At 73.9% G+C, this 20,284-nt stretch carries 17 protein-coding genes; 8 read left to right on the top strand and 9 right to left on the bottom strand.

Annotated features, from left to right (window positions below; translation table 11 throughout):
• Positions 1 to 48: 48 nt before the first annotated feature.
• The 6 genes from KF840_18085 to KF840_18060 form a co-directional block, all read right to left on the bottom strand.
• A complete protein-coding gene (locus tag KF840_18085) occupies positions 49 to 1,071 on the bottom strand; it encodes a hypothetical protein (protein MBX3026821.1) in 1,023 nt (340 codons plus the stop codon).
• A 174-nt stretch (positions 1,072 to 1,245) separates the two neighbouring features.
• Complete coding sequence (locus KF840_18080; GenBank protein MBX3026820.1) at positions 1,246 to 1,692, bottom strand: hypothetical protein; 447 nt, start codon at positions 1,690 to 1,692, stop codon at positions 1,246 to 1,248.
• 75 nt (positions 1,693 to 1,767) lie between these two features.
• The gene (locus tag KF840_18075) at positions 1,768 to 2,577 is read right to left on the bottom strand and encodes a TonB family protein (GenBank protein ID MBX3026819.1); all 810 of its coding nucleotides are present in this window, start codon (positions 2,575 to 2,577) and stop codon (positions 1,768 to 1,770) included.
• 62 nt (positions 2,578 to 2,639) lie between these two features.
• Positions 2,640 to 5,090, bottom strand: a complete 2,451-nt coding sequence (locus tag KF840_18070) for a TonB-dependent receptor plug domain-containing protein (protein MBX3026818.1) — start codon at positions 5,088 to 5,090, stop codon at positions 2,640 to 2,642.
• A 65-nt stretch (positions 5,091 to 5,155) separates the two neighbouring features.
• Positions 5,156 to 5,593, bottom strand: coding sequence for a hypothetical protein (locus KF840_18065; protein MBX3026817.1), 438 nt, complete (start codon positions 5,591 to 5,593; stop codon positions 5,156 to 5,158).
• Positions 5,590 to 5,958, bottom strand: coding sequence for a DoxX family protein (locus KF840_18060; GenBank protein MBX3026816.1), 369 nt, complete (start codon positions 5,956 to 5,958; stop codon positions 5,590 to 5,592). Before KF840_18060 ends, KF840_18065 begins: the two co-directional genes overlap by 4 nt.
• Before the next feature lie 171 nt (positions 5,959 to 6,129).
• On the opposite strand from KF840_18060, the gene KF840_18055 reads away from it, so the two are divergent.
• The 3 genes from KF840_18055 (at position 6,130) to KF840_18045 (ending at position 10,542) form a co-directional block, all read left to right on the top strand.
• The gene (locus tag KF840_18055; GenBank protein MBX3026815.1) at positions 6,130 to 7,656 is read left to right on the top strand and encodes a hypothetical protein; all 1,527 of its coding nucleotides are present in this window, start codon (positions 6,130 to 6,132) and stop codon (positions 7,654 to 7,656) included.
• A 64-nt stretch (positions 7,657 to 7,720) separates the two neighbouring features.
• Positions 7,721 to 8,536, top strand: a complete 816-nt coding sequence (locus KF840_18050; GenBank protein ID MBX3026814.1) for an anti-sigma factor — start codon at positions 7,721 to 7,723, stop codon at positions 8,534 to 8,536.
• Positions 8,537 to 8,598: 62 nt separating this feature from the next.
• A complete protein-coding gene (locus KF840_18045; protein ID MBX3026813.1) occupies positions 8,599 to 10,542 on the top strand; it encodes a hypothetical protein in 1,944 nt (647 codons plus the stop codon).
• A 49-nt stretch (positions 10,543 to 10,591) separates the two neighbouring features.
• On the opposite strand, the gene KF840_18040 is transcribed toward KF840_18045, so the two are convergent.
• Complete coding sequence (locus KF840_18040; protein ID MBX3026812.1) at positions 10,592 to 11,008, bottom strand: HIT family protein; 417 nt, start codon at positions 11,006 to 11,008, stop codon at positions 10,592 to 10,594.
• Positions 11,009 to 11,065: 57 nt separating this feature from the next.
• Between KF840_18040 and KF840_18035 the strand changes: the two genes are divergently transcribed.
• The 3 genes from KF840_18035 (at position 11,066) to KF840_18025 (ending at position 14,759) form a co-directional block, all read left to right on the top strand.
• Entirely contained in the window at positions 11,066 to 12,589 is a 1,524-nt protein-coding gene (locus KF840_18035) for an MFS transporter (protein ID MBX3026811.1), read from the top strand.
• Positions 12,586 to 13,485: an rRNA pseudouridine synthase gene (locus tag KF840_18030; protein ID MBX3026810.1), complete on the top strand. Its 900-nt coding sequence runs from the start codon at positions 12,586 to 12,588 to the stop codon at positions 13,483 to 13,485. Before KF840_18035 ends, KF840_18030 begins: the two co-directional genes overlap by 4 nt.
• A 71-nt stretch (positions 13,486 to 13,556) precedes the next feature.
• Positions 13,557 to 14,759, top strand: a complete 1,203-nt coding sequence (locus KF840_18025) for a hypothetical protein (GenBank protein ID MBX3026809.1) — start codon at positions 13,557 to 13,559, stop codon at positions 14,757 to 14,759.
• Positions 14,760 to 14,775: 16 nt separating this feature from the next.
• On the opposite strand, the gene KF840_18020 is transcribed toward KF840_18025, so the two are convergent.
• Positions 14,776 to 16,266 (bottom strand): hypothetical protein, encoded by a 1,491-nt coding sequence (locus tag KF840_18020; GenBank protein MBX3026808.1) that lies wholly within the window; start codon positions 16,264 to 16,266, stop codon positions 14,776 to 14,778.
• A gap of 67 nt (positions 16,267 to 16,333) precedes the next feature.
• Here KF840_18020 and KF840_18015 point away from each other — a divergent pair, with 67 nt between their 5' ends.
• A complete protein-coding gene (locus KF840_18015) occupies positions 16,334 to 17,749 on the top strand; it encodes an amidase (GenBank protein MBX3026807.1) in 1,416 nt (471 codons plus the stop codon).
• Positions 17,750 to 17,816: 67 nt separating this feature from the next.
• Entirely contained in the window at positions 17,817 to 19,178 is a 1,362-nt protein-coding gene (locus tag KF840_18010; protein MBX3026806.1) for an aldehyde dehydrogenase family protein, read from the top strand.
• 12 nt (positions 19,179 to 19,190) lie between these two features.
• On the opposite strand, the gene KF840_18005 is transcribed toward KF840_18010, so the two are convergent.
• A complete protein-coding gene (locus KF840_18005; protein MBX3026805.1) occupies positions 19,191 to 20,282 on the bottom strand; it encodes an LLM class flavin-dependent oxidoreductase in 1,092 nt (363 codons plus the stop codon).
• Positions 20,283 to 20,284: the final 2 nt, after the last annotated feature.

The following is a 20,284-nucleotide window of genomic DNA, read 5'->3' as shown; positions in this document are numbered from 1 at the left end:
AGTCAGTAGTGGTGGACGATCTGTGTCAAGAATGCGGCTGGCGCACGGTCAGAAGCGCCACGTGGCGCCGCCGCGGAGGCGGTAGTCCGGAACGATCTGCAGATTGGTGTTGTTGAGCAGCACCGGCAGGTCGGCCGCGATCTCGGCCGCCAGGTGCGTGCCCCAACCGAAGGCGAACTGGGGGCCGAGGTAGAGTGAGGTGATGCCGGTGTCGTTCAGGCGAGTCTCGCCGACCCAGTCGTTGCCCTTGGTTTCGCCGCTGAAGAGCGCCTGGGCGCGGAAGGCATACGGCTCCCCGAACAGCGCGTCGCCGGTGGCCAGGTAGAGGCCCGGGCCGGCGCCGAACAGCAGGTCGTTGGCGAACCGGTACTGGTAGGCGCCCTGGTTGCGCGCCATGTACTGGATGAAGGCCGTGGCGAAGGCGCGCTGCCAGCTCGCGAAGGCCTGGGCGCCGATGACGCCGTCCACCGAGCCCGACCCGAGCGTCAGGTCGTGCCCGTGGACGCCGCTCGGCGGACCAGTGCTGTGATGGCCGTAGAGGTCCGGCGGCACCCGCACCCGTTGCAGGCAGGAGGTCGGGTCGGGAAACGGTATGCACGGCGGTTGGGTTCCCTGCTGTTCCTCCGCGAGAAATGACGGGCTGCCGCTCGGCAGCTTGACGCCGGCGAAGGCGACGACGTGGGCGACGCTGTCGAGATCGGCCCACGAGAGCAGCTTGCCGATGGCGATCAGCGACAGGTCGCCGAACCCGGTGACGTTGCCGTCGTCGATGCCGGAGGTGACGGCGCGCCGGTAGTCGCGGCTGATCACCGGCACGTTCAGTTGCACGCCGAAGCGCGGGAAGACGTTGTACCCGAACATGAACTGGGTGATGGAGCTGGCGATCTTCTCGCCCGCCGGGTTGGCGACCTCCCGGCCGTTCTTCTGCAGGGTGTGGAAGTACGTGAACTGCTCGCCCAGGCCGACGCGAAAGCCGGTCTGGTCCTCGCGCGCCTCGCTGGTGGTGTAGATCGCGCACAGGTCGCACGCCCGCGCCGGCGGAACGGCGCCCGCCGCCGCCAACGCGGCCATGACCGCGAGCCCGCGCGCGCGCGCGACGGCGGAGCGGCCGCCGCGGACGCGGAAAGTCCTCGAGAACAACGACACCCCTGGAGGGCTTTGTGCCCTCCGACGAAACCGCTGGGAATGCGACCAATCGCCGCACCCAGCGGCGCGATGGATGGATGATGGAACGGAACGCGCCGCTCAGGCGGCCACGTCGGGGGGTGGCGTGTCGGGTGGTTCGCCGCAACGGCCGCCGGAGCTGGCGGACCCTGGCGGCGCGGCGGCGACGCGCGGCGCCCAGCGCCACGACAGGGCTCCCCCCGGCAGCATCGGTGCCAGGTCGAGTCCGGTGATGGCGGCGTGCGCGCCGCAGGGCGGCCGGCTGATGCGCGGCGCCGACGTTGCGCTGTCGGCTGATGCCGGGGCGTTGTGGCAGCGCAGGCGGGGCGTGCCGTGCCGCTGCTGCTCCGCGTGCGCGCCGCCGCGGTGGGCGGCGTGCATCGGGCAGTCGGGCGGGCAGAGATCGCAGCCGCCGACGCTGGCGCGCAGCGGCGCGGTGAGCAGCAGGAGCGCCGCCGTCAGGGCGATCGCCGCCAGCGATCGCCGCTGGCCGCGCCAGCGACCCAGGATGGCATCCCCTCGCATCATGATCCGCTGCGAACAGTGAAGGATCGACCGCGGCTCAGTCAACCGGCCCCCGCCGGACAACGCCGTGGCGGCGGGTCAGCGGAGCTGGAAGCGGATCGGCTGCTGGACGATCACGCGCACGGCGCTGCCGTGGTCGTCGCGGCCGGGCCGGAAGCGCCAGCGGCGGAAGGCCGCGAGGGCGGCGTCGTCGAAGGGCGGTTGCGACTGCAGCACCCTGAGGCTGTCGCCCTCGATGTCGCCGCTGCGGTCGATGATCGCCTGCACGACGACCACCCCCTGCTGGCCGCGGGCGCGCGCGATCGCCGGATAGACCGGCTGCACCACGCTCAGGACCGACGGCGCCACCGCCACCTGGTCGGGGCGGAAGACGTCGTCGCCATGTCCGCCGAGGCGGCCGCCGTGCCTGCCGCCCGGCGCCCCGCCGGCGACCCCCATGGCGCCGCCGACGCCGCTCCCGAGCTCGGGCGCGGCAGCGACCGGCGCCGCCGCCGCCGGCTCGGCGGCGGGCGGCGGTGGCGGGGCGGGTTTCGCCGCCGGCTTCGGCCTGGCGGCGATCTTCGGCTTGGGCGCCGGTGCCGCCGGCTGCGCCCTGGGCGCGGGTCGCGGGATGACGGCAGGCTGTGGCTGCGGTGGTTCGACCGGCGCGACGTTCGCCGCCGGCTCGCCGAGCGTCGGCGCGCTCGGGGCGCCGGGCAGGGGCAGGGGCGCCGGTTCGCGGATGATCAGCGGGATGATGTCGCGCTCGGGGTCGGCGATGCGCAGCGTCGCCGTGGCGAGCGCCAGCAGCGCGGCGAGGTGCAGCGCCCCGGAGAGCGCCGTCGTCACGGCGCTGCGCCGCCCGATCCAGGTGCGCGGCGGCGCCGCCAGCTCGCTTCGCTGCTCCATCGCGATCGACCCTACAGAGAGCACAGCGGGGCGGGAGAGGCGATGCATCGCATCCGTGCCGATCAGAAGAAGACCTGCAGTCCGCCGCGTGCTCCGAACGGGTTGCCGGGGGTGAACGAGATGCCGTCGATGCCGTCGGCGAAGGTGTTGGTCGCCGGGCGACTGCCCTGCACGGGGCACGGCTGGCCGGTGCTCGGCGGGCTGTTGAAGTCGAGGCCGCTGCGCTGGTTGACGCAGGTGGACTCGGCGAACTGCGCCTCGCGCCAGGCGGTATCGGTCAGGTTGGTGAGCGCGAGCGAGGCTTCGACGTTGCGCCAGCGATAGCGCAACAGCAGGTCGAGCAGGGTCCAGCCCTGGGCGGTGAGCGTGTTCTGCTCGTTGGCCGGCCGCGAGCCGAGGTAGCGGAAGCGCAGGGCGGCGCCGAAGCCGCTGGCCCAGCCCTCGGTGAATTCGGCGGTGAGGCCGCCGTTCATCACCAGGCGCGGCGCCAGCGGAATGTCGGTGCCGCAATCCTGGCCGGTGGGACTGCTGAGATCGGGAACGCAGACCTCGGAACGGAAGTGCGGGTCGGCGAAGGTCAGGTCGTAGTCGGCGAAGAGCCAGTCGGTGAGTTGGTAGCGGGTCTCGAAGTCGACGCCCCACCGGCGGGTCGGCGGGCCGGGGATGAAGTTGCTGGTCACCGGATCGAGGTCGGCGTCGACGTTCCCGGCATCGCCGGAAAAGACGAGCTCGCTGTCGAGGTCGAGCAGCCAGATCGCCGCCGCCATGTCGAGGCGGTCGAATTGGCGGGTGCGCACCCCCGCCTCGTAGCCGTAGCCCTGGGCCAGCCCGTCGGTGCCGGTGAGGATGACGCTGCGGGCGTCGTTGGAGTGAAAGCCGTAGCCGAAGTTGAGGTAGTACTCGGTGTCGTACCAGGGACCGAGGACGAGGTTGGCTTTGGGGCTGGGCAGGCCTTTGACGTTGGTGCCGTCGATGTAGACGGACTCGAAGTTGGGATCGAGGCCCTGCTGCGGCAGGTGGTTGCCGACGTTGAAGAAGAAGACGTCGCCGCGCACGCCGCCTTCGAGGCGGGCCCAGTCGGTGAGGAAGATCTGCTGTCCCCACCAGCCGCTCAGCGACTGCTCGCCGACGCCGACGTCGTTGACGGTGAAATACGGGTTGCGCCGCACCTGGTTGCGCAGCGAGACGTCGATCTGGTCGCGGCGGGTCGAGATCCCGAGCTCGCTCTGCATCGGCACGTTGCCGAGCCACGGCACGCCGCCGACCGAGTAGAAACGATTGTACTGGAGGAAGCCGCCGAACAGCAGGCGGGTGTCGGTCTGCTCGATGCCGTCCCCGGGGACGTACTGCGCGTTGGGGATCGACGGGTTCGGCGCCTGCGGGCAGGTGACGCCGAGTCCGGCGCAGCGGTCGATGACCTGGTTGCTCCCCGGCATGGTGTAGAAGCGCAGCCCGGTGTTCTGGAAGAAGGAGAAGTCCGAGAACAGGCGCAGGTGGTAGCGGCTGCCCCACAACTGTCCCGTCCAGCTCGCGCCGTCGCCCGGGTCGTAGCTCCACAGCATGCTGAGGTTCTCGCGGTCGGTGTGCCCGCCCTCGCTGGAATCGAGCGAGCCGAAGCGACCGATGTCGCCGGGCTGGCTGCCGACGACTCGAGCCGGGATCTGGCCGGAGCCGTCCCAATCGCCGGAGTAGACCGAGCCCAGGAACTGCAGCTTCTGATCCGCTGCCTGGGTGATCGTCACCTTGCCGAAGCCGTTGTAGCGCCAGTAGTTCTGCGGGTTCTCGAACGGGCCGTTGCTGTTGTAGACCTCGGCGGCGAGCAGGTTCTTGCCCCAGGGCACCGGCACCGAGCCGCCGAGCACGTAGCGCTGGGTGTCGAACGAGCCGCCCTCGGCGAGGGCGAAGCTCTCGCGGAATTCGTCCTTGGTGGTGATCTTCAGCGCTCCGGCGAGCGAGAAGTCGCCGAGCTCGACGAAGTACGGTCCCTTGAAGAGCTGCAGATTGTTCACGGTCTCCGGGATCAGGTAGTTCAGATCGGCGTAGCCCTGACCGTGGCCGTGGGTGACCATGTTCACCGGGATGCCGTCGGTGAACAGCGCGAAGTCGGTGCCGTGGTCGGCGTCGAAGCCGCGGATCAGGTACTGCACCGCCTTGCCGCCGCCCTGGTGCTGGACGACGGTGAGACCCGGGACGTTGTTGAGGATCTCCTGCGTCGTGGAGTGCGGCCGCAGGGCGTAATCGCGGGCGCGGATGACCTGCGACGAGGCGGCGCTGAGCGGCTTGTCGGCTTCGACCACCAGCTCGTCGAGCGTCGTCAGGCGCGGCCCGCGCTCCTCGCGCCGCGCGCCGGCGGGCGGCGCGTCGGTGGTGGTGTCGTCGGATGGTGGGTTGCCGTCGCGTGCGGTCTCGGGTGGCGTGGGCGGATCGGCGGCGGGCGCTTGCGCCAGCGCGGCGACGCCGCACAACGACACCACGAGCACCGCGAGCGGGACGAAGGTCCGGCTCGCATGCATGTGTCTTCCCCCCGGCTCCCGCCGGGCGGGAGCGGTCGATCAGTCGCTGTGGAACGACGGTCTGATCAGCGGACGGGGACGCGCGGCGGGCCGCGCGCCGTGGCGGGCGCGGCGAGGCGTGTCGGGGGACGGCGATCGACGCTGGCAAGCAGCGGCGCCAGCGGGGCGGCGACGGCGAGGAACGGCGCCGCCACCGCGACGGCGGCGTGGTAGCGGGTCTGCTGGTGGACGTGGCCGGCGGCGCTGCCGCGGTCCTGGTGGTACGCGGGGCGGCGCCCGCCGTCGCGCGCCGGCGCCGGACGGTCGGCGGCGGCGAACAGCGCGCGCAGGCCGGCGTCGGCGTGGACGTGCGCGTGCTCGCCGCCGGCGTGGCGGTGGTAGACCAGCGGCGCGCGCGGCGCCGCGAGCGTCGCCAGCAGGAGCAGCGCGCCGGCGACGCGCACGTCGCCGAGCGGGCGCAGGGCGCGCAGGCTGCCGCCGCGCCGCCGCCGGCGTCCGCTCATGCGTACCACCAGGCCCAGAGCGCCAGCACGCCCTGCAGCGGCAGTCGGACCCAGTTCCAGATCCCGGCGCCCTCGGGATTGCCGAAGAGCGGCACGTTGTTGAGCGCGATGTGGATGTTGGCCGGGAAGACCGCGATGAGCAGCAGGATGATGCCCCACGCCGCATAGGGCCGCAGGCGCGCGCTCAGCACCGCCAGGCCGAGCCCGATCTCCGCCGCGCCGGAGAGCAGGATGAGGCCCCGATGCCAGGGCAGGTACGGCGGCATCATCGGCATGTACACGTCGGGGCGGATGAAATGCATGACGCCGGCGACGACGTAGAAGGCGGCCATGATCCAGAGCAGGATCGTCTTGATGCGGGACATGGGAGCGACGGTGGCGATGGCAGGACCGTTGGCGAGCCCGATCGGTGTCACCCCGGACGGCAAAAGGCAACGGCGGACTCTCGATCGGGCGCTCCGCCCCGCCAGGGAACCAGGAGGCGCCCGGCGCGGTGCATTCGCATGCGCGCTCGGGATCGGTGTAAGCGACGGGTCGTGGCGGTGGCGCACCCCTCTCCCCCGGCTTCGAGCCCGCGCGAGCGCGCCGGCGGGTGGCGCCTGGCGCTGCTGTGGGTCGTGCCGATGCTCCTCGCCCTGCTGGTCTGGGCGCCGCTGGTCGACAACCAGTTCTTCGGCGACGACTTCGTCATCCTCTTCCATCTGCGCGATCGGAGCCCGTTCGAGTTCCTGCTGCGGCCGCACGGGTGGCACCTGTACGGCACCACCGGGGCGGTGTTCCTGGTCGCCGACGCCCTCTTCGGGCCGCAGCCGCGGCCGCTCTTCTGGCTCGTGCTGTGTACCCACGTGGTCAACGTCGGCCTGCTGTTCGCGGTCATTCGCCGCCTCGCCGGCAGCGATCGCCTGGCCTGCCTCGGCGCCGTTCTGTGGGGCACGTCGCCGGTCCTCGAGGCGGCGCTGGGATGGCTGGCGGTCTATGGTCAGGTGCTGGTTGCCACCGCGACCTTCTGCCTGCTGTGGCACCTGGCTCGCCTGGCCGACGGGGCGCGGGCGTCGGCGTGGGCCCCGGTGGGATGGGCGCTGCTCCTGTTGGCCGCCGTCACCAGTTTCGGAGTCGGCATCGGCATCGCCCTCGCCATGCCCCTGGCCGCCTGGCTGATCCTGCCGCCCGGACCGACCCGCCGCGCGGCGGTGCCGACGATGGCCGGCGTCGCGCTCGCGACCGTGGCGACGTACGTGGTCATCTCGCGCTACGTCGCGCTGCGCGGCTCGGGCGGCTACGGCTTCCTCGCCTCGATGGACTTCTGGACCCCGACGATGGGGTTCGTCGCGCACCTGTTCGGCTACGCGACGGGGCGCGCGTTGACGGGCACGCTGGCACCGGCGGCGCCGTACCCGGGACCGGCCGCCGCCCTCCTGGCGGGAGCCGGCGCGGCGCTGCTGGTGGCCGCGCTGGCGCGCGGGCCGCGCGCGCTGCGCCGCCGCACGATGGCGGTGCTGATCGTCGCCGCCGGGGGATACGGCCTGATCGCCGCCGGACGCGCCATCTTCCTCGGCGGCGGCGCCGCCGCCGGCCGGGTGAATCGCTATCACTACCTCGGCCTGGCGTTGGTGGTGACGGCGCTGTGCATCGCCGGCAGCGCCGTGACGGCGCGCTGGCGCGTTCCGCAACGGCTGCGGGATGGAGCGCTGGCGCTGGCGATCGGCGTCCTGGTCGTCGCCTGGGCGCGCTCGGCGCCGCGCATCGACCATCACGACGACGTCGCGCGGCAGGCGCAGGCCGCGTTGCGGTCGATCGACCGCGTCATCGATGCCGTGCCGCCGGGCGACAGCGTGTTCGTGAGCAATTCGCCCTTCGCCGGGCTCGGGCCGTTGTACACCGCGAAGACCGTGTTCCCGGGCTGGGCGGGCCTGTTCGTCATCTACCACCCGGACAACACGGTGCGCGGCCGTCCCGTGTACTTCATCGAGCCGAGTTGGCAGGTGCGCGAGACCATGCGCGGCCGGCGCACCGCCGGCCTGCTGGTCAGCCAGACGCCGCTGCCATCGCTCCCCGGCCCCTGACGCCGCGGCGCGGCGCGCTGTCCGGGCAGCATTCGGGACGGTGAAGAGACGCCTTCGGCGTGTCATGATCGTTCCGGGCCGGCCGCACGGCTCGCTGCGCTCGACGCCAATGACGATCCGCGACGACATCCATCACGACCTGCCGCACGACCCCACCCGGCGGCGCTATGAGGGGGATCCAACCGCCGCGGCGGCGCTGGAGAAGGATCCGGCCCTCGCCGCGGCCCTGCGTCGCCGGCTGCTGGCGCGCCTGGGCGGCGAGGCGGGGCCGCCGCCGCGGGTGGTCCGACGCGGCGGCCGCTGGCAGGTGCCGCTGGCGGCGGCGGTGGCGCTGCTGCTGTCGATCCTCGGCTATCGCGAGATCGGCTTTCGCGCGGAGCGCGCCCGCACCAGCGCGACGCTGTCGGCGCTGCAGTACGCCCTCACCGCCCGCGAGGGCGAGCTGGCGGCCGCCAACGTCACGCTGGCGCGGCAGGAGCGCGACGTCGCCGAGCTGCGCGCCGCGCTCGCCGCGGCGCAGGCCTCGGCGGCGATCCTCGATCATCCCGGGCTGCGGATGGTCTCCCTGAAGACCACCGTTGACGGGCAGCCGGCGGAAGGACACGTCCTGCTCAGCCCGCCGACCGGCCGGGCGCTCTTCTACGCCTTCGGGCTTCCGGCGCTCGCCGCGGCCGAGGTCTACGAGCTGTGGTGGATGACCGAGAAGGCGGGGCCGCTGCGGGCCGCGATCTTCCACCCCGACGCGCAGGGCGTCGCACGCGCCGACCCGTCGCTGCCCGACGACGCCGGTGCCGTCCGGGGGGCGATGGTGACCGTGGAAGCCGCCGGTGGCGCGCCCGCGCCCCGGGGCTCGGTGGTGCTGCAGGGCGACGCGCCCTGACCCCGCGGCGGCGCGGTCGCGGCAGATTGACCCAACTGCCACGAGGCTGCAGAGTCGGCCGGGTGGCGAAGGCTCGGATTCTCGCGTGGCCGGGACTGTTGGTCGCGCTCGTCTGCGGGGTCGCGGCGCCGGCGCCCGCCGCCTGTGTCGGCGACTGCGACGGCAACGGCGCGGTGGCGATCAACGAGCTGGTCACGCTGGTCGACATCGGGCTCGACGGCGGTGGGGTGGCCCGCTGCCTCGCCGGTGACGTCAACGGGGACGGCCTCATCACCATCGAGGAGCTCGTCGCCGCGGTCGCGGCGGCGCTGAACGGCTGCCCGGCGACGCCGACGGCGTCGCCGCCGCCGGCCACCGCCACGGCGATCGGCACGACGACGCCGGTGGACTCGCCGAGCGCCACGGCGACGGGGTCGCCATCGCCGTCGCCGAGCGGCACCGAGACCGCCGTCGCGACGGCGAGCGCGACGCCGGCGGCGTCGGCCAGCGCGACGACGACCGGCGGGCTCGTCGACTCGCCGACCCCGACGCCGCCCGCCACGGCGTCGGCGACCGCCAGCGCCGAGGCGACCGAGGCGCCGCCGACCGCGACGGCCGAGGTCAGCGACACCGCCACCGCGGTGCCCACCGCCACCCACTCGGCGACTCCCTCGCCGTCGGGCACCGCGACGTCGTCGAACACCGCCACGCCGTCGGCCAGCGCGACCGTGCCGCCGCCGGCCAGCGCCACGGGCACGCGGACGCCGACGACGACGGTGACGCCGAGCGGCACGGTCACCGCGGCGGCCACCGCGACCGCCGGCGCGACGAACAGCGTCACGGCCGCGCCCACGCTCACGGCGACGGCGTCCACCACGCCCACCGCCACGGCGGTGGCGCCGTCGCCGACCTCGACGCGGACCGAGGTCCCGCTGGCGACCGCGACGGTGACGAGGACCGCGACCGTGACCCCGACCGCCAGCCGCTCGCTCACCCCGACCCGCACCAGCACGGCGACGCGCACCGCCACCGCCACCGCGTCGGGCACGCCGACGGCGACGGCGATCCGCACCGCCACCGAGACCCGCACCCCGACCGTCACGCGGAGCGCGACGACGACGCTCACGCCGACGCCGACGCTGACGTGGACGCCGACGCGCACGCCGACCCGCACCGCGACCGCGACCCCCAGCGCCACCGCGACGCCGAGCGCGACGCGCACGCCGTCCGCCACCGCCACCTTCACGCCGAGCGCGACGGCGACGCCCGGGCTCGGGCCGCGCCGCTTCTCGCTCGCGCCGGCGACCAGCACCCTGGCGCTGCTGCCCGACATCGGCACCTTCCCCGGCTTCACCGGCTATCTCGACCTCGCCGCCGGCGTTCCGGATCCGCAGACCGGCATCGCCCGCGTCGCCGTCGTCGGCGCCTCCGAGTTCCTGGCCATCGACGTCGGCGGCGGCTTCACCTTCTGCATCCGCCCGCTCGTGCCGGTGAACGATGCCGGCATCCTGTCGTGCGACGGCGGCATCGACCTCGGCGTCACGACGACGATCGATCACGACATCGGCGTCGTCGGCGTCGACGGCTTCACCGCCGGGGACTGCGCCGCCGCCGGCGGCACGGTCGAGGGGGCCAACGACCCGCACCCCGGCGTCTGCAACGGCCGCACCGAGGTCGGTCCGTCGCCGGAGACGGACTCGGGCCCGGGGGCGCTGCTCATCGGCGAGGATGCGCGCTTCGCCACCCACGGGCTGCCGGTCGAGATCTCCTTCGAGGCCGGCGCCTGCGCCACCCACCAGCACCGCTCGAGCACGATCCTCGGCCTGGTGAGCGGCATCTCGCGCGCCGTCATCCACGATGCCGACGCCGAGCCGGACGCGGTGATCCAGATCGACGCCAAGGGGGAGGGCTTCTCCTGCGCCGCCTGGAACGCCGAGAACGGTCCCGGCCGCCTGGTGCTGGCCGTGCCGACGCTGCACGGCTTCAACGACGCCGACCTGGTCACCGTCTTCACCTTCGATGACTGAGGCGGCGCGCCGGCGGCGGGGCGGGCGCGGCGCGCGGCGTGGCGCGTCGTCAGGCGAGGGCGGCGACGATCCGTTGCGCCAGGGCGGCGCCGGTCGCGTGGTCGAGCGTGCCAGCCGGCCAGGCGATGCCGAGACCGGTGTCGGGCGATGGCTTGGGGATGATGTGGAAATGGACGTGCATCACCACCTGGTGCGCGGCGCTGCCATTGTTCTGCAGCACGTTGTAGGCGGTGGTCCCGGTGACGCGCATGATCGCCCGCGCCAGGCGGGGCAGGACGCGGCCGATCGCCGCCGCCGATTCGTCTGAGAGCTGGTCGATGGTGGCGGCAGGCTCCTTGGGGATCACCAGCGCGTGGCCGGCGCTGAGCGGACCGACGTCGAGAAACGCCAGCACCCGCTCGTCCTCGTACAGTTTGTGGCAGGGAATCTCGCCGCGCAGGATCTTGCCGAAGATGGTGTCCGCCATGGACGCGAGAGTACGCGAGGCGCCGCCGCCGGCGCAACGCGCCCGATGAGCCGCGCCATGTCCGCGCGACTGCCGATCCACATCAAGCTCAGCTACGGCATCGGCCAGGTCGCCGAGGGCGTGAAGAACACCGCCTTCAGCGTCTTCCTGCTCTTCTACTACAACCAGGTGCTGGGCCTGCCGGGCGCGTTGGCGGGTCTGGCGCTCGGCCTGGCGACGGTCAGCGACGCCATCACCGACCCCCTGCTGGGCTCGATCTCCGACAGCTTCCGCCACCGCTGGGGGCGACGCCATCTCTTCATGTACGCGGCGGTGCTGCCGCTCGCCGTCAGCTTCACGCTGCTCTTCATGCCGCCCGCCGGTCTCGGTCCCTGGGGGCTGTTCGCCTGGCTGCTCGGCGGCACCATGGCGGTGCGCGGCGCGATGACGCTCTACGGCGTGCCGCACATGGCGCTCGGCGCCGAGCTGTCGACCGACTATGCCGAGCGCACGGCGATCGTCGCCTACCGCAACGTCTTCGGCTTCCTCGGCGGCGTGTTGGTGGTGGTGGTCGGCTGGGGCTACTTCTTCCGCACCCAGCCGGGGTTCCCGGAGGGACAGCTCAATGCCGGACAATACCCGCTGTTCGGCATCTGCTGCGGGCTCGCGGCGGCGGCCAGCGTGCTCTGCTCCGCGCTCGGCACCCACGCCCGCATCCCGCTGCTGGTGCAACCGCGGTACGCCAGCGAGCGGCTGTCGATCGGCCGCCTCTTCGGCGAGATGCGCGAAGCGCTGGCCAATCCCTCCTTCCGCGCCCTGTTCATCGGCACCGTGCTGCTGTTCATCACCCGCGGCATCGAGCAGGGGCTGGGGATCTACATGGCCACCCACTTCTGGCTGATCTCGCCGAGCGAGATCCTGCGCGTGCAGGGCGCGGGCCTGGGGGGCCTGTTCGCCGGCACGATCCTGTGGGTGCTGGTCTCGCGGCGGGTCGACAAGCGGCCGGCGTTCCTCGCCGGCGTCATCGTCTTTTCGATCTTCTCGCTGCTGCCGCCGCTCGGCAAGCTGCTCGGCTGGTTCCCGCACCACGACAGCGCCGGCTACGTGCCGCTGCTCGCGACCCTGGCGGTGATCGCCTCGCTCGGCGCCGCCGCCGGTCTGGTCACCTCGGGGTCGATGATGGCCGACATCGCCGACGAGCACGAGCTCGACACCGGCCGCCGCCAGGAGGGCATCTTCTTCGGCGCCCTCCTGTTCGCGGTGAAGGCGACCTCCGGCCTCGGGCAGTTCATCGCCGGCTGGGGGCTCGACCTGATCGACTTCCCGATGCGCGCCGCGCCCGGCACCGTGCCGAGCGAGACCACCGACGCGCTGGCGATCCTCTACGGCCCCGGCATCGCTTTCCTCGCCGTTCTCTCGGTGATCGTGCTCTCGCGCTACCGCATCACCACCGCCCGCCATGCCGAGATCGTCGCCGCGCTGGCGCGCCGCGCCGAGCTCACCGCGACCGCGGCGCGCGCCGGCGCGCTGCCGCCGCGGCGCGACGGCGCGCCGGCCGCGACACCGGCGCGCGCCGATGCCGGCGCGCCGGGCGAGCGATGACGGACGCGCCGCTGGAGCGCGTCGCCAAGCTGATGGCGGCGCGCGGGTTGTGCAGCCGCCGCGAGGCCGAGCGCCTGATCGACGCCGGCTGCGTCCTGCTCGACGGCGTCCCGGTGGCGGCCCAGGGCGCCAAGGCGGCGGCGGACGCCGACATCCGGGTCACCGACGCCGGCCGCCGTCTCCTCGGCGGCCGCAGCACCGTCCTGCTGCACAAGCCGCTCGGCATCGTCAGCACCCAGCCCGAGCCCGGCCAGACCCCGGCCTGGCGACTGGTGCGCGCCGCTACCCGGCGCGGTCCGATCGCGCCCGCGGTCGAGCAGGACCTGCTCGCCGATCGGCAGTCGCTGTCGGTCGCCGGCCGGCTCGACCGCGCCAGCCGCGGCCTGCTCGTGCTCACCCAGGACGGCACCGTCGCCCGCCGCATCATCGGCGGCCAGGGGGTCGAGAAGGCCTACCTGGTGCGCACCGCCGCGCCGGCCACCGACGGGCAGGTGCACAAGCTCAACGGGCCGATGCGCCTCGACGGGCAGGCGCTGCTGCCGATGCGCGTCTCGCGCGTCGACGGCGACACGCTGCGCTTCGTGCTGGTCGAGGGCAGGAAGCACCAGATCCGGCGCTGCGCGCGCACCGTCGGCCTGACGGTGGTCGATCTCTTCCGCGTCGCCGTCGGGCCGCTGGCGCTCGGCGACCTGCCGGAGGGATGCTGGCGGCTGGCGTCGGAGGACGAGCTGGCGGCGTTGCAGCGCGACGGGCGGGTGCGGCCGGAGCCGACGCGGCGCGGGCGGGGGCGCGGGCCCGCCGAGGGGCGCGGCGGCAGCGGGCGCGCCGACGCGCGCGGCTCGGCGGCGGGCCGGTCGGGCGACCGGCGGAAGGCGCCGGGCAGGAGACAACCGTGAGGACTCGGCCACGATGAGACGTTCAGACCCCATCCTCCCGCTTCCCGCCGGCTGATCGCCTGCCGGTTGCCGTGCGTGCCTCCCGGATGCGCTTCTTCGCCACCTGCGCTCGCGCCCTCGAGCCGTTGCTCGCCGACGAGCTGCGCGCGTGCGGCGCCAGCGCGATCGAGCCGACACGGGCCGGAGTGGCCTTCGCGGGCGGGCTCGAATCCGCCTACCGGGCGTGCCTCTGGTCGCGCGTCGGCAGTCGCATCCTGCTGCCGCTGGCGCGCTTCGAGGCGGCGACGCCGGAGGCGCTCTATGCCGGCGTGCAGGGCATCGACTGGACGGCGCACCTGGCGCCGCGGCGGACGCTGGCGGTCGACTGCAGCACGGCGCAGTCGGCGATCGCCCACTCGCACTACGCGGCGCTGAAGACCAAGGACGCGGTGGTGGACCAGCTCCGGGCGCGCCGCGGCGCGCGGCCGGACGTCGACGTCGAGCGGCCGGACGTGCGCATCAACGTCCATCTGCACCGCGACCTGGCGACGGTCAGCATCGACCTCTCCGGCGCGAGTCAGCACCGGCGCGGCTACCGGGTGAAGGGCGCGGCCGCGCCGCTGAAGGAGACGCTCGCGGCGGCGGCCCTGCTGCTCGCCGACTGGCCGCGGCGCGCCGCCGAGCGGCAGCCGTTGGTCGACCCGATGTGCGGCACGGGGACCTTCCTCGCCGAGGCGGCGCAGATCGCCGGCGACGTCGCGCCGGGGCTGCGGCGCGCCCACTTCGGCGGCGCCGGCTGGGCGGGGCACGACGCCGCGCTGTGGACGCGCCTGCGCCGCGAGGCCGAGCAGCGGGCGCGCGCCGGCGCGCGGCGGCGGCCGCAGATCCTCGGCTACGACGCCGACCCGCGGGCCGTGCGCGCCGCCGCCGACAACGCGGCGCGCGCCGGGCTGGCCGATCGCATCCGGGTCGAACGCCGCCGCCTCGCCGACTGCGCCCCGCCGCCCGGCGCCGCCGCCGGCCTGCTGATCACCAACCCGCCGTACGGCGTGCGGCTGGGCGAGGAGGCGCAGCTCGGCGCACTCTACGCCGAGCTCGGCGACGTCATGCGCCGCCGCTTCCTCGGCTGGAGCGCCTACGTGCTCACCGGCAGCAGCGCGCTCGCCAAGCGCATCGGCCTGCGGCCGGCGCGCCGCCTGCCGCTGTGGAACGGCGCCATCGAGTGCCGCCTGCTCGAGCTGCCGATCTCGTCCGCACCGGTGCAGGACGCCGCGGGCCCGCACTGGCGCCGCTGACCGCCCCGGCGGCCCCTCAGCGCACGCCGGCGATCGGCTGCATGGCGGTGTCGCAGACGCCGCCGACGGCGACGGTCGCGGGGCGGGGCGGCGCGCCGCACGACTCGTCGCCGGCGCGCACCCGGCAGGTGATGCGGATCGGATCGCCGCCGGCCAGCCAGCGCGGCGTCTTGCGCTGGCGGCCGACGCTGGCGAAGCGGCAGCCGGGCGGCGTGCCGTACGGGGTGCAGCCGGTGGGTCGCTTGAGCGCGATCTTGCGCCCGTCGATGACGAAGCCGGGATAGCGGTCGGCGAGCTGCACGACGTCGCGATCGCCGCCGTCCTCGACGTCGGCGATGCGGAAGCGATAGCCGGCGCCCTGCGGCTCGTCGACGCGGACGCGGCTGTTGACGATCAGCGCCCAGTCGTCGCCGCGGCGCGCCACGGCGGCGGAGACGTACTCGAGCCGCGGCTCGTCGGGGAAACACTTCCCCATCGCCGGTGGGTGGTAGTAGTGCCGCAGTTGCGTCAGTCGCGCCACCGGCTCGCCGGGGAAGGCGCTCTCCAGGCCGCGGGCGCCGCCGAACAGGATGTCCTCGACGTCGCCGACGTTCTGCGCGTACATCGCCTGCAGCCGCCCGTAGGCCGGCACGCCGGCGAGGTCGGGGCGGAGGAAGCACGAGGTCAGGCCGGTGGTCTGGGTCAGCACCTCGTCCCAGATGTTGTACTGCGCCACCGCGGTGGCGACGCCCTCGAAGTCGCCGTCGCCGCGGCAGCCCTGGCCGCGCAGGCAGCGCTCGAGGCCGCGGTTGCGGATCGACAGCGCGATCAGGTTGCGCTCGCAGGCGCCGTAGGCGGTGCAGCCGCGGCCGAGGTGCCCCTCGTAGAGGGCGGTGCGCATGACGTAGTCGAGCTGCCGTGCCTGGCGCAGCGCGTCGCGCGGCCAGCGCCCGGCGTTGGCGGCGGCGAAGGCGTCCCAGGCCCGCTGCAGCGCCTGCCGCCGATCCATCAGCCCCAGGTTGGCCGATGCGCACTGCGGCGAGACGTGAAAGGCGCGCACGATCTCGTCGCGCTGGCCGCGCGCGGCGGCGGCGGTCGCGCCCGGCGGCCGCGGCGGGTCGAAGCTCGGCGGCTTGTTCATCGCGTACAGCGACGCGGCGCTGACGACGTAGCGGGTTCCCGGCGGGCAGTGGTGGTTGTCGACCGTCAGCGCCTGGCGCCGCGCCGCGACCTCCTTGAAACGAGCGCTGTCGGCGGGAGTCGCGGCGCGGGCGTCGACCACCACCTCGAAGCCGACGTAGGGCGTGCCGTCGCGATCGGTGAGCGGCGCGCCGTCGCGCAGGACCAGGCAGGGGACGACGCTGGTGCCCTGGGCCAGCGTGCCGGCCGGCCGGGTGGGGAACGCGTCCAGCGGATAGTAGGGGACGCCTTCCGGACCGTTGAACTGATAGACGGTCAGCAGCGGCGTGGCGGGGATCGCGCCGGCGGGGGCGGCGAGCAGCAGCGACAACAGCACGAGACGGGCCATCGACCCGCCAGCCTGGCATTTTCGTCGCGCACAGCCCAGAGGAACGGGAAGGGGAAAGGAGATCGCCATGCACGAGTTGCTCTCGCTGTCGTTGACCGAGCTCTGCGAGCGCCTGCGCCGGCGGACGGCGTCGCCGGTGGAGGTGATGCAGGCGGTGCAGGCCCGCATCGACGAGACGCACGCGGACCTGAACGCCGTGGTCCTGCGCCGCGATCCGGAGACCTGCTTCGCCGAGGCGCGCGCCGCCGAGCGGCGCTTCGCCGACGGGACGGCGCGCCCGCTGGAGGGCATCCCGCTCGGCGTCAAGGAGCTCGAGCCGGTGGCGGGGATGGCGTGGAGCGAGTGCTCGCCGCTGTTCGCCGACCGCGTCGCCGACCACGACTCGGTGCAGGTCCAGCGGCTGAAGGCGGCGGGCGCGATCGTCGTCGGCAAGACCAACGCGCCGGAGTTCGGCGCCCCGGCGTTCACCCGCAACCGCCTGCACGGGGTGACGCGGTCGCCGTGGAATCTCGAGCTGACGCCGGGCGGTTCGAGCGGCGGCTCGTCGGCGGCGATCGCGGCCGGCGTGCTGCCGCTCGCCACCGCCGGCGACGGCGGCGGCTCGATCCGCATCCCCGCCAGCTTCACCGGCTGCTTCGGGCTGAAGACCTCCTTCGGCCGCGTGCCGCGCGAGCAACTGCACCACTGGGACTACGGCGCGACGGCGGTGTACGGACCGCTGACGCGGACGGTCGAGGACGCGGCGCTGGTGCTCGACCAGGTGGTCGGCGTCAGCGAGCTCGATCCCACCAGCCTGCCGCACCCCGGCTTCTCGTATCTCGAGCGGGTGCGCGGCGAGGCGCCGCGCGGTCTGCGCATCGCCTACTCGCCGGATCTCGGCTACGCCGTGGTGCAGTCCGACGTCGCCGCCGCGGTCGAGGAGGCCGCCGGCGTCTTCCGCGCCCTCGGCCATTCGGTCGAGCGCATCGCGGGCGGCCCGCCGGAGGCGGGTCGGGCCTGGGGACTGCTCGGCGCCTTTCTCCTCGCTTCGCAGCTCGATGCGCATCTCGCCGGCCGCGAGCACCTCATCGGGCGCGGCCTGATGAGCGGCATCGCGCTGGCGCGGCGGGAGATGAACGCCAGCCACTTCGGCGAGCTCGCGGCGCTGCGGGCGGCGATCGTCCGCTGGTGCGCCGCGCTCTTCGACCGCTACGACCTGCTGCTGACCCCGACCGTGCCGTTCGACCCCTACCCGGCGCCGGGGCCGTATCCGCAGGAGACCGAGGGGCGGCCGCAGCCGTGGTCGAACGTCGGCTCGTTCACCATTCCCTTCAACCTCTCGTGGCATCCGGCGGCGACGGTGCGCGTCGGCCTGTCGCGCCGCGGCCTGCCGATGGGGATGCAGATCGTCGCCGCGCGCCAGCGCGACGACCTGGTGCTGCAGGCGGCGCGCGCCTTCGAGCGCGAGCGCCCCTGGCATCCGCACTGGCCGGAACGCTGGTGAGGCGCCGGCGCGCGACGCATCCGCCGGCGGCGTTGCCCCGCCGCCGGCGCGGCGATAGGGAGCGGGCGTGCTGACCCTGATCAATCCCGCCACCGGCACGGTCCTGGCGACCCTCGACGCCGACACGCCGGCGATCATCGCCGACAAGGCGGCGCGCGCCCGCGCCGCGCAGCCGGCCTGGGCGGCGGCGCCGGTGCGCGAACGCATCGCCGCGCTGCGCCGCTTCCGCGACCGGCTCCACGCCGACGTCGAGCCGCTCGCCCGGCTGCTCAGCGAGGAAGTCGGCAAGCCGATCACCCAGGCGCGGGCGGAGATCGGCAACACGCAGCGGCTGGAGTTCGTCCTCGAGCACGGCGAGGCGGCGCTGGCCGCCGAGGAGGTGTTCGCCGACGGCGGCGGCAGCGAGCGCATCACCTGGGAGCCGCTCGGCGTCGTCGCCCACGTCTCGGCCTGGAACTATCCCTACTTCGTCGCCGCCAACGTGCTGCCGCCGGCGCTGCTGGCGGGCAACGCCGTGCTCTACAAGCCGTCGGAGCTGGCGACCCGGACCGGGCTGGCGATGGTCGAGCGCCTGCGCGACGCCGGCGTGCCGGCGGACGTCGTCCAGCCGGTGGTGGGCGGCGGCGAGGCGGGGGCGGCGCTGGTCGAGGCCGACATCGACGCGGTCTACTTCACCGGCTCGTACGCCACCGGCGTGCGCATCGCGCGCGCCGCGGCGCCGCGCCTGCTGCGCGTCCAGCTCGAGCTCGGGGGCAAGGATCCGATCTACGTCTGCGACGACGTGCCGGTGGCCGAGACCGCGGCGGCGGTGGCCGACGGCGCCTTCTACAACGCCGGCCAGAGCTGCTGCGCCGTCGAGCGGGTGTACGTGCAGCGCGCCATCGCGCCGGCATTCATCGACGCGTTCGTCGAGACGGTGCGCGGCTTCGCCGTCGGCGATCCGCTCGACCCCCGCACCTACATCGGCCCGCTCGCCCGTCGGCCGCAGCTCGCGGTGCTCGCGGCGCAGGTCGCGGACGCCCGCGCCAGGGGCGCCACCGTGCGCACCGGCGGCGCGCCGCTGGAAGGGCCGGGCAACTACTTCGCGCCGACCGTGCTGACCGACGTGGATCACGCGATGACGGTGATGCGCGAGGAGTCCTTCGGCCCGGTGATCGGCATCCAGGTGGTGGGCGACGACGCCGAGGCGGTGGCGCTGATGCGCGACACCGAGTACGGGCTCACCGCCGGGGTCTACACCCGGGCGCGGGCGCGCGCCGAGCGCATCCTCGCCGCGATGCCCACGGGCAGCGTGTACTGGAACTGTTGCGACCGCGTCACCCCGCGCCTGCCGTGGTCGGGCCGCCGCCACTCCGGCACCGGGCTGACCCTCTCCACGCACGGCATCCGCGCCTTCGCCCAGCCGAAGGCGTGGCACCTGCGAGGGTGAACGCGCCCGCGGTCACTTCTTCAGCGCCGGGATGACGTGCTGTCCCATCAGCTCGATGGACTCCATGACGGCGCGGTGCGGCACCTTGTAGGGATTCATCAGGCAGAGGAGCAGATCGCAGCCGGCGGCCTCGTAGCGCTTGGCGGTCTCGATGCAGTCGGCGGGCGTGCCGACGATGCAGGCGCCGCTGGATTCCAGGAAGTCGTAGGTGAGGAAGCTGGTGTCGAGATCGGCGAGCGCGTCGCCGTAGGCGTAGGTGCCGGACGCCTGGCCGAGCTCGCGCATCCACTTGGACACCGACGCCACCGCCTCGGTGCCGCGTCTGGCGTACCACTCGAACGACTCGGCGGCGTTGGCGCGCGCCTGCTCGCGGCTTGCGGCGACGTTGACCATGGTGAAGGTGCCGGCGCGTCCGTTGACGAACTTGCCGACCGGCGTGGCCCGCGTCAGGCCGTCGCGGTAGAGGTCGATGCGCTCCTTCAGCTCCTCCGGCGGCGTGCCGATGGTGAAGGAGAGCAGTCCCATGCCCTTCTCGCCCATGATGCGGTGGCTGTCGGGGCTCGACGTGGCGCCCCACAGCGGCGGGTGCGGATCCTGGATCGGCTTCGGCAGGACGCGGCGCGGCGGGATGTGGAACTGCTTGCCGTTCCACTCCAGGACGTCGTTCGTCCAGGCGGCGACGACGACGTCGAGCGCCTCCTCCCAGAGCTCGCGCGTGCGGTGCGGATCGATGCCGAAGCCCTCGAGCTCGGCGCGGGTCGACGAGCGGCCGGTGCCGAATTCGACCCGGCCGTCGGAGAGGAGATCGAGCACCGCCGCCGATTCGGCGGAGCGCACCGGGTGGTTGTAGGGAAAGGGCATCAGCCGCACGCCGTAGCCGAGCCGCAGCCGCGAGGTGCGGGCGGCGATGGCGCCGTACAGCACCTCCGGATTGGAACAGTGCGAGAACTCCTCGAGGAAGTGGTGCTCGACGGTCCACAGGCTGTGGAAGCCGGCCTGCTCGCCGAGCACCGCCTGCTCGAGGACCTGGTGGTAGGCGTCGCGCTCGCTGCGCCGCGTCCACGGGCGGGCGACGGGGATCTCGTAGAAGAGGGCGAATTCCATGG

Source organism: bacterium (assembly GCA_019637795.1).
GTDB lineage: Bacteria > Desulfobacterota > Binatia > HRBIN30 > CADEER01 > JAHBUY01.
Note: the sequence above shows the minus strand (reverse complement) of the source record. Positions and strands in the feature narration are given on the sequence as shown.